This window comes from Chryseobacterium sp. CP-77, from assembly GCF_036362765.1.
Taxonomy (GTDB): Bacteria; Bacteroidota; Bacteroidia; order Flavobacteriales; family Weeksellaceae; genus Chryseobacterium; species Chryseobacterium cupriresistens.
This window is the reverse complement of sequence record NZ_CP143637.1, coordinates 1148975-1162952: the sequence shown is the minus strand read 5'-3', so window position 1 is coordinate 1162952 and position 13978 is coordinate 1148975. Positions and strand designations below refer to the sequence as shown.

11 protein-coding genes are annotated in these 13978 nt (G+C 37.9%); 7 read left to right on the top strand and 4 right to left on the bottom strand.

Annotated features, from left to right (window positions below; all coding sequences use genetic code 11):
- Positions 1-26 precede the first annotated feature (26 nt).
- From V0410_RS05140 to apaG, 5 genes are all read left to right on the top strand, one after another.
- The gene (locus V0410_RS05140) at positions 27-1295 is read left to right on the top strand and encodes a glucose-1-phosphate adenylyltransferase (RefSeq protein ID WP_330746580.1); all 1269 of its coding nucleotides are present in this window, start codon (positions 27-29) and stop codon (positions 1293-1295) included.
- 255 nt (positions 1296-1550) lie between these two features.
- On the top strand, positions 1551-2591 hold the full coding sequence (locus tag V0410_RS05135) for an SRPBCC domain-containing protein (RefSeq protein ID WP_202840721.1): 1041 nt from the start codon (positions 1551-1553) through the stop codon (positions 2589-2591).
- 125 nt (positions 2592-2716) lie between these two features.
- Positions 2717-5533 (top strand): 2-oxoglutarate dehydrogenase E1 component, encoded by a 2817-nt coding sequence (locus V0410_RS05130; RefSeq protein ID WP_330746579.1) that lies wholly within the window; start codon positions 2717-2719, stop codon positions 5531-5533.
- Between the two features lie 39 nt (positions 5534-5572).
- Complete coding sequence (gene odhB / locus V0410_RS05125) at positions 5573-6826, top strand: 2-oxoglutarate dehydrogenase complex dihydrolipoyllysine-residue succinyltransferase (RefSeq protein ID WP_110010291.1); 1254 nt, start codon at positions 5573-5575, stop codon at positions 6824-6826.
- An 80-nt stretch (positions 6827-6906) separates the two neighbouring features.
- Positions 6907-7296: a Co2+/Mg2+ efflux protein ApaG gene (apaG, locus tag V0410_RS05120; protein WP_062675055.1), complete on the top strand. Its 390-nt coding sequence runs from the start codon at positions 6907-6909 to the stop codon at positions 7294-7296.
- Between the two features lie 67 nt (positions 7297-7363).
- Here the strand turns inward: apaG and V0410_RS05115 are convergent, their stop codons facing one another.
- The 3 genes from V0410_RS05115 to V0410_RS05105 form a co-directional block, all read right to left on the bottom strand.
- Positions 7364-7918 carry a 3'-5' exonuclease gene (locus V0410_RS05115; RefSeq protein WP_062675053.1) on the bottom strand — a complete coding sequence of 185 codons (555 nt, stop codon included), beginning with the start codon at positions 7916-7918 and terminating at the stop codon, positions 7364-7366.
- A gap of 220 nt (positions 7919-8138) precedes the next feature.
- Positions 8139-9116: a glycosyltransferase family 2 protein gene (locus tag V0410_RS05110; RefSeq protein WP_330746578.1), complete on the bottom strand. Its 978-nt coding sequence runs from the start codon at positions 9114-9116 to the stop codon at positions 8139-8141.
- A 6-nt stretch (positions 9117-9122) separates the two neighbouring features.
- Positions 9123-10007 (bottom strand): lysophospholipid acyltransferase family protein, encoded by an 885-nt coding sequence (locus V0410_RS05105; protein ID WP_227944412.1) that lies wholly within the window; start codon positions 10005-10007, stop codon positions 9123-9125.
- A gap of 81 nt (positions 10008-10088) precedes the next feature.
- Between V0410_RS05105 and V0410_RS05100 the strand changes: the two genes are divergently transcribed.
- The gene (locus V0410_RS05100; protein WP_330746577.1) at positions 10089-10661 is read left to right on the top strand and encodes a thioredoxin family protein; all 573 of its coding nucleotides are present in this window, start codon (positions 10089-10091) and stop codon (positions 10659-10661) included.
- An 82-nt stretch (positions 10662-10743) separates the two neighbouring features.
- On the opposite strand, the gene V0410_RS05095 is transcribed toward V0410_RS05100, so the two are convergent.
- On the bottom strand, positions 10744-12105 hold the full coding sequence (locus V0410_RS05095) for an aldehyde dehydrogenase (RefSeq protein ID WP_330746576.1): 1362 nt from the start codon (positions 12103-12105) through the stop codon (positions 10744-10746).
- A gap of 190 nt (positions 12106-12295) precedes the next feature.
- On the opposite strand from V0410_RS05095, the gene V0410_RS05090 reads away from it, so the two are divergent.
- Positions 12296-13975, top strand: coding sequence for a hypothetical protein (locus V0410_RS05090; RefSeq protein WP_330746575.1), 1680 nt, complete (start codon positions 12296-12298; stop codon positions 13973-13975).
- The last annotated feature ends 3 nt before the right edge of the window (positions 13976-13978 follow it).

Here is a 13978-nt window from a genome sequence, read left to right as displayed (position 1 = left end):
TTAATAAAATAAAACGCAAGATATTTATGAATCGAAATGTAATCTCTATTGTTTTAGGAGGAGGCAGAGGAACAAGATTATTCCCGTTAACGTATACGAGATCTAAACCGGCTGTTCCTATTGCAGGAAAATACAGACTGGTAGATATTCCTATCTCAAACTGTCTGAACTCAGGATTGAATAAAATTCTGGTGTTAACGCAGTTTAATTCTGCTTCTCTCAATTCACATATTAAAAATTCTTATCACTTTGACATCTTCAGCAAAGGCTTTGTCGATATTCTGGCAGCCGAGCAGAATGTGGAAAATGACAGCTGGTACCAGGGTACTGCAGATGCTGTCCGCCAGTCGATGAAGCATCTTGAAAAATATGATTACGACTATATCCTGATTCTTTCAGGAGACCAGCTGTATCAGATGGATTTCAGGGAAATGCTGGATTTCCATATTGAAAACGGGGGAGATCTTACCATCGCTACCATTCCGGTCAATGCAAAAGATGCCACCGGTTTTGGAATCTTAAAATCCGATGACGAAGGAAATATCACTTCTTTCCATGAAAAACCGGATTTTGATATGCTGGGAGGTATGAAATCCGAAGTTTCAGAAGAAAATAAGCGCACCGGAAAAGAGTTTCTGGCTTCCATGGGAATCTATATTTTCACAAAGAATATTCTTAAAAAGATGTTTGATGAAGGAGCAGGTGATGATTTCGGAAAAGATATTATTCCAAGTTCCATTGGAAAATACAAGACATTAAGCTATCAGTATGAAGGCTACTGGACGGATATCGGAACGATTGAATCTTTCTACGAAGCCAATCTTGACCTCTGCCTTGATCTGCCGCAATTTAATCTTTTTTCTTCATCTCCGATCTACACCAGAGCAAGGATGCTTCCGCCGTCAAAAATCAATGGTTCCTATGTAAGCAAAGCTGTTTTTGGGGATGGATGTATCATTATGGCAGATAAAATTGAAAATTCCGTGATCGGAAACAGAACCAGAATTGACAAAGGAAGTACCATCGTGAATTCCTATGTTATGGGAGCTGATTTCTACCAGAACACGACAGAAATCGTCATCAATGACAGAGGAGGACGTCCCAATATGGGAATCGGAAAATACTGCTATATAGAAAAAGCAATCCTGGATAAAAACTGTTATATTGGGGACAATGTGAAGATTATCGGCGGAAAACATATTCCGGATGGAGATTATGGAACCTATTCTGTTCAGGATGGGATTGTGGTAGTAAAGAAAGGCGCTGTCATTGCCCCCGGAACACATATCGGGTAAGAGAAGGGAAGTTGGGTGCTGGAAGATGGAAGTTATTGAAGAACGGAGTATAAAAGTAGACTCTTCATATAAACGTCAGGTTTATTGGGTAAGTTCGGATGTTTTAATCAAAAAAAATAGTAATGATCTGCACAATAGTAACTTCCAGCTTCCCTCACCCCGCTTCCAGCCTATAACAAGGTTAATTATTGTTAAACATATAATCAGAGTGATCAGCATATTGGTCACTCTTTATATTTGTATTATTTTTGTACGATGCGTATTTTTAAAATCTTAGCGGTAATTATTATCCTTTTGGGAGGAGCTTATGCTGCTTCCATGTACTATTTTGTGGACGAAAGTAAAAACTTTACGATTGAAAAAGAGATTGATTATCCCGTGGATAAGGTTTTTGCCCAGTTTAATAATCTTCAGAATTTTACAAGATGGAATAACTTTTTTACCAGCTCACCATCCATAGATATTGATTATTATACGCCTTACGAAGGACAGGGAAGTGCCATCAGCTATGCAGACCCTAAAAATGATACTGATGGAGAAATGTTCATCAGGTATGAGAACCTCAATAAGACATTGAAATACCAGCTTTTTGAAGATAAAAACGAAAATCCGACATTGGTTGATGTTAAATTCAAACCGGTTTCTGCAGAAAAAACAAAAATTATCTGGTATGTTCACACCCCCAAATTAGCGGTCTGGAGAAGAGTGCAAAATTTCTGGACTGAAGACCGTTTTGCTGAAAATATCAACAAAAGTATGGTGAATCTTAAAAATTCTTTAGGAAATAAAGTAGAAAAAGATAACCAGATGGCGGCTATCAAATATGATAGTCTAATGGTGGAAAATGAAGAAGACAAGCTGTTGTTGGGAATTAATGTAAGTACTTCAAACAAGAAAGATGCTCTTTACAAAAATATCGTCATGAATTATAACAAAGTCTATAATTTTGTGACGATGGATCTCGGGAAAAGAGACGATGAATTCGGGTACCCGATCCTGATTACAGACGCCGATAATTACAAAGACAAAGAGGTTTCTTATTTCCTCGGAATTCCACTTTCCAAGAAAATCGGAGTGTCTGATAATAATTTCAATTTTAGGTCCGTAAATCCGTCTCAAAATTATGTAATTTACTACAAAGGGAACTACGAGGGGCGAATTCGGGCAATCCAGCAGCTCATTCAGAAAGCCAAAAAAGACGAGATGCGCTTCGGAGATATCCGCCAGACCTTTATTGAACGTCCTATGGAAGGTCAGGAGGTAAACGTTAAGCTCTCATTATCAGTGTATAAGTGATTTTTTTTTAATTTATTTTTTCTTAAGTTTTTTTAACGGTTTCAGACTGTTCTAACTCGGTTTTTTTTATTAAATTTGAAGATTAATTCTACAAATAAATTTTAATAAATAGATAAACTGTAATAATGGACAGATTTTCATTCCTAAACGCAGCTCATTCTCAGTTAATTGAGGATTTATACCAACAGTACTTAAAATTCCCGGACTCTCTTGAACCATCATGGAAAGCTTTCTTTCAAGGCTTCGATTTTGCTTTGGAGAACTACGGAGATGACGATAACACTCAATTTATTCAGGCGTCAGCCAACGCTGCCCCGGCAGTTCAGCAACAGATTTCTCAGGCAGTATCCAACGGAGAAGTTCCTGAGCACATCAAGAAAGAATTTAAAGTAGTAAACCTTATTGAGGCTTACAGAACGAGAGGACACCTTTTTACAAAGACTAACCCGGTTAGAGAAAGAAGACATTATACCCCTACTTTAGACATCGAAAACTTCGGCCTTTCTAAAGAAGATTTAAATACAAAATTCAACTGTGCGGTTGAAACCGGAATGAAAGAGCCTGCTACGCTGGCAGACCTTATCAAGCATCTTGAAAACATCTACTGTGATTCTATCGGGGTAGAATACATGCACATCAACAACGTTGAAGAAAAAGATTTCATCAAAAGATGGCTTCAGGTAAATGAAAACCACCCAAGTCTTTCTGCCAACGAAAAAACAGAAATCTTATTAAAATTAAATCAGGCGGTAGCTTTTGAAAACTACCTTCACACAAAATTTGTAGGACAAAAAAGATTCTCATTAGAAGGAGGTGAAACATTAATCCCTGCTTTAGATCAGCTGATCTCAAGATCTTCTCAGTTAGGAGTAGATGAAGTGGTATTAGGAATGGCTCACAGAGGAAGACTGAATGTCCTTACCAACATTTTCGGAAAATCTTACAAGCAGATTTTCTCTGAATTTGAAGGAAAAGAATTTGAAGAAGATGTATTCTCAGGTGACGTTAAATATCACTTAGGATCCTCTAAAAAGATCAAAACAGCTTCCGGAGAAGAAGTGTCTATCAACCTTACTCCGAACCCGTCTCACCTTGAAACAGTTGCTGCCCTTGTAGAAGGTATCTGCCGTGCAAAAGTAGATGACAAATACAAAGATTATTCTAAAGTATTGCCAATCATCATCCACGGTGACGGTGCTATTGCAGGACAGGGAATTGCTTATGAGGTTGCTCAGATGATGACGCTGGAAGGATACAGAACAGGAGGTACTGTTCATATCGTTGTCAATAACCAGGTTTCATTTACAACCAACTACATGGACGCAAGATCTTCAACATACTGTACAGACATTGCGAAAGTTACAGAATCTCCTGTAATGCACGTAAACGCTGACGATGCTGAAGCGGTTGTTCATGCCATTCATTTTGCTGCTGATTTCAGAGCGAAATTCGGTAAAGACGTTTATATCGACCTTTTAGGATACAGAAAATACGGTCACAACGAAGGGGATGAGCCAAGATTTACTCAGCCTAACCTCTATAAAACCATTTCAAAACACCCGAATCCAAGAGAAATTTATAAAGATAAATTGCTTAAGGACAGCATTACTTCAAACGATGTAATCGCTAAAATGGAAACGGAATTCAAAGCGCTGCTGGATAAAGATTTTGATGCTTCCAAAGAGATTGAGAAAAACGTTATGGATGTGTTCATGGCTGAAGATTGGGTAAATTATCCAATTGGTAAGAGAGGAGCAGTTCAGTCTCCGGTAGACACAAAATATGATCTGGCGAAACTGAAAGAACTGGCGCTTAAAATGTCTACACTTCCGGCAGACAAAAAGTTCATTAATAAAATTACAAGACTTTTTGAAAACCGTATCAAAGCTATTGAGGCCAACTCATTAGACTGGGCGTTAGGAGAGTGGTTAGCTTATGCAACACTTCTTGTGGAAGGTCACAATGTAAGAATCTCCGGAGAAGATGTGGAAAGAGGTACATTCTCTCACAGACACGCTGTAGTAAAAACAGAAGATACAGAAGAAGAATATATCCCGTTAAGACACGTTTCTGAAAACAGATTTGATGTATTCAACTCTCACCTTTCAGAATATGGTGTACTTGGTTTCGATTACGGATATGCAATGGCTTCTCCAAATACATTAACCATCTGGGAAGCTCAGTTCGGAGATTTCGTGAACGGAGCTCAGATTATTGTTGACCAGTATCTGGCAGCTGCAGAAGAAAAATGGAAAATCCAGGACGGATTGGTAATGTTATTGCCTCACGGTTCAGAAGGTCAGGGAGCAGAGCACTCTTCAGCAAGATTGGAGAGATTCCTTACTCTTTGTGCTAACGAAAACATGGTAGTAGCCAATATTACTTCACCTGCCAACTATTTCCACTTATTGAGAAGACAGTTGAAATGGTCATTCAGAAAACCATTGATCGTAATGAGCCCTAAATCTCTGTTGAGACACCCTAAAGTGGTTTCTCCGCTTGAAGATTTTGCAAACGGTGCATTCCAGCCGGTATTAGACGATCCTGCTGCAGATCCTAAAAAAGTAGAGAAATTAGTTCTTTGTTCAGGTAAACTGTACTTCGAATTATTGGCGAAGAAAGAAGAACTGAACTGTGAAAACATTGCTTTGGTAAGATTCGAGCAGTTATATCCGCTTCAGACAGATGCTATTGAAGCGATCTTCAACAAATATGAAAACAGAAAACAACTGGTGTGGGCTCAGGAAGAACCTGAAAACATGGGGGCATGGTCTTATATCCTGAGAAACTTCAGAGATACAGGAATCCAGGTAGTTGCTCCGGTACCAAGCGGTGCTCCGGCTCCAGGTAGCCACAAAATGTTTGAGAAAAACCAGAATGCAGTGATCAACAGAGTTTTCGACAGAGATGATGCTCCTGCAAAAAGACCCGTTACAGCTTAATTTAAATAATAATCAATTAAAAAATAAAAAATACTCGATATGTCAGTTTTAGAAATGAAAGTTCCTTCACCGGGCGAATCAATTACAGAAGTTGAAATTGCAACTTGGCTTGTAAAAGATGGTGATTATGTAGAAAAAGATCAACCTATCGCCGAAGTGGATTCAGATAAAGCAACTCTTGAATTGCCTGCAGAACAAAGTGGTGTAATCACTTTAAAAGCAGAAGAAGGTGATGTGGTACAAGTAGGTCAGGTAGTTTGTTTAATTGATATGGATGCTAAAAAGCCGGAAGGTGCTGCACCTGCTGCTGAAGCTCCAAAACAGGAAGAAGCTCCGAAAGCTGCTGAACCTGCTAAACAGGAAGCTCCAAAACCTGCTGCTCCGGTAGCTGCACCACAAACTTATGCAACAGGAGCTCCATCTCCGGCTGCTAAGAAAATCCTTGATGAAAAAGGAATGGATGCTGCTCAGGTTTCAGGAACAGGAAGAGACGGAAGAATTACTAAAACTGATGCTGAATTAGCAGCAGTACCTGCATTAGGAGGAAGCCCTCTTACTGCAACAGGTTCAAGATCTACTACGACTACTAAACTTTCAGTTTTAAGAAGAAAAATTGCTCAGAGATTAGTTTCTGTGAAGAATGAAACAGCGATGTTAACTACTTTCAACGAAGTTGACATGTCTGAAATCTTCAGATTGAGAAAACTATATAAAGAAGAATTTGCTCAGAAACACGGAGTTGGACTTGGTTTCATGTCTTTCTTCACAAAAGCTGTTACAAGAGCATTACAAATGTATCCTGATGTAAACGCATCTATCGATGGTGATTTCAAAGTAAACTATGATTTCTGCGATATCTCAATTGCGGTTTCAGGTCCTAAAGGATTAATGGTTCCTGTATTGAGAAATGCAGAAAACATGTCTTTCAGCGCTGTTGAAGCCAACATCAAAGATCTTGCTACTAAAGTAAGAGACGGTAAAATTACAGTTGATGAAATGACTGGTGGTACTTTCACCATTACAAACGGTGGTACTTTCGGATCTATGATGTCTACACCAATCATCAACCCTCCTCAATCTGCAATCTTAGGAATGCACAACATCATCCAGAGACCGGTTGCTGTTGACGGACAGGTAGTAATCAGACCAATGATGTATGTTGCAATGTCTTATGACCACAGAATTATCGACGGTAAAGAATCTGTAGGATTCCTTGTAGCGGTAAAAGAAGGTATCGACAACCCTGTTGAAATTTTAATGGGAGGTGACGAAAGAAAAGGCCTTGGATTATAGTTTTTAATAAAATTATAACATAATATATGATCTCGCCTTAAAAAAGGCGAGATTTTTGTATTTATTAAGAAAATACTACAATGATGTTTTCAAAAATGACTTCCAATATCAAAGTTTCAGTAATCCCTGAATATGATAGTAAAAACAGTTATCCATCCGAAAACCGTTACGTTTTTAAATATAATATCACGATAGAAAATGACGGAAGCTTTCCTATCAAAGTATTGAAAAGAAAATGGTTGATTTTTGATGTCGGATTCGGGTACACAGAAATTATAGGCGACGGAGTGATCGGATTGACTCCCGAGATAGGAACCAATGAAAATTTTGCTTATTTTTCCAATGTAATGCTCCGTTCCGGAGTGGGGAATATGAGCGGAAAATACCTGGTTAAAAACATGGAGACACAGGAAACTTTTGAAATTGATATTCCAAAATTCAATCTGTTGTCTGAAGTGTTGAGTAATTAATAACAGATGTCCTGTCAGAAAGTACAGGTTTTTACAAAGAACCCGGGTTCTATTGTTTGTAAGATAACTAAAGCTTTTTAATTTTTGCTTTCATATACTCATTTACTTCATCATTACTGGTGAGGAAGAGTTTTTCAAATGCCAGTAGAGATATTTTGGCACATACTTCCGCATCAGCTCCTGCTCTGTGATGGGTAAAATCAATTTGATGATATTCTGCTAATGGCTTCAGCCCATATTTAGGAAGATAATTCCATGATTTCTTGGCAAGCTGAATACTGCAAAGATAGTTCAAGTTGGGAGTAAACATTCCGTAATGCTGCAGGCATCCCCTTAAAACAGAGGCGTCAAAGCCTGCATTATGAGCAATCATAAGACTTCCGTACATCATATCCTGAGCTTCATACCATATTTCATCAAAGGTAGGGGCATCTTTTACATCCTCCGGCTGAATTCCATGCACCGCAATGTTAAATTTACTGAAATAGGGAAAACTCGGCGGTTTGATCAGCCAGGTCTTTGTTTCTACAATTTTAGAATCCTGTACAATACAAATCCCCATCTCACACGCTGAACTTTTCTCGTGTGTTGCCGTTTCAAAATCTATTGCACAGAAATCCATTGTTTTTTTATTATAAGTTGTTAGTTGTTATTGGGTTGATAGTTGCTGGTTCTATAGTTTAGAGTTTAAAGTTTAAGGTTAATTGAAGTTATAAATTTTTACTCTAATAAATCTTAGTTCATGATAAGTAAGAAAGTTGTAATTTTCCTAATCCCTAATCCCTAATCCCTAATCCCTAATCCCTAATCCCTAATTCCTATTACCTGCAACCTATAACCTCTCATCTGCGACCTAAAAAATGCTTAAAAATCAGCCATTTTGATTGATAAAAATCCTTCTTCTGATGACTTTGGCGAAGTTTCCAAGTTCCCGGAATGTGACTATAAAACGCAAAGTGAGCTCTCAATACAGCCCACAGATGGGAAATGCCATACTTAATTCCAAAATACACTCCGGCGATGCCATCTAAGCATAGTCTGATTAAAATTATCAAAATTACCTGTGGAAAGGGAAGATTTTTGAGCATCATGGAAAGATTATTTCTCATGTTTAAATACGTCTTCTGTGCACTCTGCTTGTTAAGTGTTCCACCACCTACATGATAAACTTTGGAGTTTCCGGTATAATAAATCTTTTTTCCTGAATTAATAAGCCTCCAGCAAAGATCAATTTCCTCCTGGTGAGCAAAAAATCTGGCATCAAAACCATTCTGCTCCCAAAAATCTTTTGAACGGATAAAAAAACAGCACCCTGATGCCCAGAAGATCTCTGTTTCATCGTTATACTGGCCTTTATCTTCTTCCAGATCATCAAAAACCCTTCCTCTGCAGTAAGGATACCCAAGATTATCTATCAATCCGCCGGCAGCTCCGGCAAATTCGAAATAACTTCTGTTATGAAAAGATAAAATTTTGGGCTGTACTGCGGATATAGCAGGGGTGTTTTCTAATAGTTCCAACACAGGTTCTGTCCAGTTCTCAGTAACTTCTACGTCAGAATTGAGAAGACAGTAATATTCATGTCTGATGGATTTTAATCCTTCATTATAGCCGCCTGCAAACCCATAGTTCTGATCATTTTTAATAATATGTACCGTGGGAAAGTTCTTTTGTAGAAACTCAACAGAATCATCCGTAGAAAGATTGTCTATCACATAGATGTCCGCATTCTGAGAAAATTGAACTACACCCGGAAGAAATTTCTCAAGCCAGTTTCTGCCGTTCCAGTTTAAGATGGCAACTGCCAGTTTTTTCTGCATGTCAACCTATTTTTTTTCGGAATCAAAGTTTTTGATAGAGTCCTGATATTTCCATTTTCTGTGTGACCAAAGGTAATTGTCAGGATATTTGTGTAAAGTGTTTTCCAATAATTTATGAAATTTTCTCACGACCTCATTTTCTGTAAACTTTTCACCATCCGGATATATTCTGTGATAATTAACCTGATAATAGCCGCGTTTTACCTTTTTCATTTCACAATAAATGAATACAAGATCCATTCTTGTGGCCAGCCTGTCATAACCTATGAAAGCAGGAGTACGTTGGTTCAGAAATTCTAATCCGTAAGTGACATGAGCATGGTGAGGCGTTTGGTCAGCGACAAACATATAAGCTGAGTCACCGTTGTTTTTAGATCTGAAAATATTCAGAATAACCTCATTGGCTTCCAATGCCTCGTTTCCAAATTTGTTCCGGACTTTCTTCATCTGATTTTCCCAGAAATCACTGTTTACTTTTCTGTAAACCGGATGACAGTGCGCCTGAGGAATAATTCTTGCCAGTGCATTGATCCATTCCCAATTGAAAACGTGCCCTGCCAAAAGAATAATATTTTTTCCTTCCGCTTTAGCCTCGTGAAATAAATGCTGATTGATGTGCTGCATTCTCACTCTGGATTCTGTTTCCGAAATGCTGAAAGATTTAATCGTTTCTACCAGATAATCTGAAAAATTAAGGTAGAATTTCTTTCGGATCTTTTTAATTTCTTCTTCAGATTTATCCGGAAAAGAGTTTCTAAGGTTTTGAGTAATAACCTCTTTTCTGTATCCCACAATATAATAATTCAGGAAGAAGATAACATCCGAAAAAACATAGAGTATTTTCAGCGGAAGCTTTGAGATCAGGAATAATATTTTGATTAGAAAATTCATAAAACACGCAAATTTAGTGATAATAAAATTATGGTTCTATTTTTGCTAAAGGATATATGTTATTTTTTTTACTTTTATATTATGAAAAAATTGATAATATTCGCTTTCCTGGGATTAAGTACTTTTGCTTTTTCGCAAAATGCAAAAAATTCGCCCGAAAAAGGAAAACAAAAAACAGCACTTACAGTGCCTGCAGAGGAGGCTAAATTAGAAGCTCAGAAAAAGGCAGCTGAAGAAAAGGCTAAGCTTCCTAAACCTTATGACCCAAAAGCTGATGCTCAGGCTGATATTAATAAACTGGTTGCCCAGGCTAAGAAAGAAGGAAAGAATGTGATGATCCAGGCTGGTGGAAACTGGTGTATCTGGTGTCTTCGTTTTAATAATTACGTACAGACTACTCCTGAACTGAAGGAATTAGTAGATAAGAATTATGTATACTACCACCTGAACTTTTCTCCGGACAATAAGAATGAAAAGGTTTTTGCCCAGTATGGAAATCCGGGTGAAAAATTTGGTTATCCGGTTTTTATCGTTTTGGATAAGGATGGGAAAATGATTAAGGTTCAGCAAAGTGATGTTCTGGAAGAAGGAAAAGGGTACAGTAAAGAAAAAGTAAAAGAATTTTTTACTACCTGGGCCCCAAAGAAAGGATAAAAATATAAAACTGCTTCAGAAATGAGGCAGTTTTTTTATTTTCTGGTTAGTATAAGGGTATAAAAATACTAATCCGTACAAATTATAATAGCTTTTTAATCCAGCTTAATTTTTTATCAGAATAAGGCGGATATTTGATATCCGGTTCTCCCCAGGTTGCTTTTTCAAGAACTGCTTTTGGGTGTGAAAAGGTTTCAAAACCATATTTTCCGTGATAATTCCCAATCCCTGAATTGCCCACTCCTCCAAAAGGAAGATGATCATTGCTTAAATGCATCACGGTATCATTGATACAGCCTCCTCCGAACGACAATTTACGGGTGAAGTTTTCTTTTTCTTCAGAATCATTGGTGAAAAGATAAGCTGCCAGCGGTTTCTCGAGTTCTAAAATGGAGTTGAGTGCTGCATTGTAATTTTTAAAACTGATGACTGGCAGGAGAGGTCCAAAAATCTCTTCCTGCATGATTTCGTCATTCCAGTCTATATGATTCAGAATAATAGGCTCGATATAGAGCTTTTCTTCGTCAAAATAACCTCCGGAATAGACTTTCTCTTTATCAATAAGACGTACCAGGCGTTGAAAATTCCTTAGGTTAATAATTCTTGTATACTGTTCAGAATCCTGATCATATCTGAACTCTTTAATATATTTTCTCAACATTTCCAGAAACTGCTCCTGAATGGTTTCTTCTACCAACAAATAATCGGGAGCGACACAGGTTTGTCCGGCATTGAGAAATTTGCCCCACACAATTCTTTTGGCTGCTATTTCGAGATTGGCATTTTTAGTGACAATAGCCGGAGATTTTCCGCCCAGTTCAAGGGTTACCGGAGTAAGGTGCTCTGCTGCTGCCTTATAAACAATCTTTCCGACTTTTGTACTTCCGGTAAAGAATATTTTATCAAACCTTAGTTTTAAAAGAGCTGTGGTTTCATCAATACCACCTTCATACACATACAGATATTCAGGCGGAAAGTTTTCATTGATAATGGAGGCCATTGCTTTCATTGTATTTTCAGCGATTTCACTGGGCTTCAGAATACAGCAGTTTCCGGCAGCCATTGCCGCAATAATGGGAGAAAGTGATAGCTGATAAGGATAATTCCAGGCTCCGATGACGAGTACACAGCCAAGCGGGTCAGCGTAAATTTTACTGCTTCCCAATTGGTTAACAAGATTGGTTCTGACTTTTTTAGGCTTTGAAAGGGATTTTAGGTTCTTAAGATAATAATTGATATCATTCAGAATAAAAGACAGTTCGGTAGTAAAAGTATCGAATTTTGATTTTCCAAAATCTTTGTTAATCGCTTCATACAGCTTATTTTCATTGGAAATAATAAGGCTTTTAAGCTTTTCAAGATACATTTTCCTGAAAGCAATGCCTTTGGTTTGCTGTGTTTTGAAAAAATCTCTTTGCTTCAGTAGAATACTCTCAATTTCCATCGGTGACTTTTATATTATTAAACGTTCTTATTTTCTGGATCGTATAGGTTGGAAATTTATTAATAATATTTAAATATTGATTTGAATAAAATCATCTTATATTATTTTTTAATTAATATAGTGATAAATATTATGAAATTCATTATTTGGTGATAAAAATTTTGTAGTTTTATTTATATAAAATCTAAGGATGAGAAAATTATTCTATTTATTCCCTTTATTCTTTTATTATTTCAGTTACGCACAATGTACAGGCTGCGGTGTTCAAAACCCTACCGACCCCAATTATCATTTTCCTGATAATACAACAGTCTGCTTTACTTCCGATATGACATTCAATAATCCGACGTTCGGGACAAATGCTAAGATTTGCGTTGCTTCCGGTGTTACCTTGCAGTTTCAGAATAGTATAAGCGGAGCGGCCAATGCTCCTGTAAGCCTTGAAGTGTATGGAACACTTAATTTTAATCAGACCATAACAAGTGTTGCCAATCTCAATGTTCATGTTTATAATACCGGGAATATAACAGTAGGAGGAGGGAATGGAAATCTCACCATAGACGGACAGATTAATGAAATTGTCAATGAGGGACTTATAGAAATGGGAGTTTTGCAATTAGGGGATAATTCCACTAATAAGATTGATAATTTTGGAAATCTGAATATTAACGGCAACCTGAATATGAGCAGCTCTGCTACCACTTTATTCAGGAACGAAGGGGGCGGATTGATATTTATTGGCGGCAACTACGGGAATAACGAACAGAGTGTGTATGTCAATTGTGGAACCATTATCTCTCAGAACGGATTTAATATTAATGGCGGTAAAATTATCAATACTGGAATTTTTACAGTCGGGGGAGATATTAATTTGTCCGGAAGCAGCAGCGAAATTTACAATTTTGGACTTTTTACCTCTACGGGAAATATAAATAATGCCCCTGCTGATGCGGTTATTTACAATGAAGGGGAACTGGCGCTGAACCAGTATCAGGGAGGGAATGCTGCCATTCAGGGACCTGCTTCATCCACAAAAAAAGGATATATCGTGTTGCAAAATCCTATTCAGGTGGGAAATGTGGCTGTAGGACCCAATCTTGATTTCAGAAGAACAACAGGTGTTTCTGACCCGGGCACGGTTTTCATGAACAGTAATCCAAGTTTTCTGACGAATGTTACCTTTGATTGCGCTTCTACCAACAGCTGTAGTGCGCCTTTGATTATTAATCCCGGATTTTGTCCTGCCATTAATGGAGATTTTCCCCCAATGGCGGTAGATGATACCTATACTATTGCTGCAGGAGGATCTTCTGTGGGAATTGTACTGGATAACGACTTTGAAACGTATGGCGGAGCACAGGCAACCCTTTCCAATGTTATTTTATCTCAGGTATCCACCTCAAATCCCAATATTTCATTGAATACTACGGATGGACATATTCTGGTAGCTCCTGGAACGCCTCCAGGCAATTATACTTTAGTCTATCAGATCTGTCAGACGGCTTCTCCGTCAAATTGTGATACGGCAACGGTAACCGTTACGATTCAGGGGACTGTACCTTGTTATAAACCTGCAGCTACAGCAGGAACTGTTCTTTCTCCGGATTTTGGAATCACTTCATTAAGCAGGGCAGATAAAGGAGGAAGCAACTGGCCGGGTGTACGAAAAGGTGCGTGGGCTGTACTGGAATCAAAAAATAAAGGCTTTGTTCTTAACAGGCTTACCGATGCTCAGGTAGCAGCCATTCCACAGGCAGATCTTAAAGAAGGAATGATGGTTTACAATACCACACAAAATTGTCTGCAGGTTAATATTGACGGAACAGCTGCAGGCTGGAAATGTTTCAATACCCAAACCTGCCCGGATTAACAA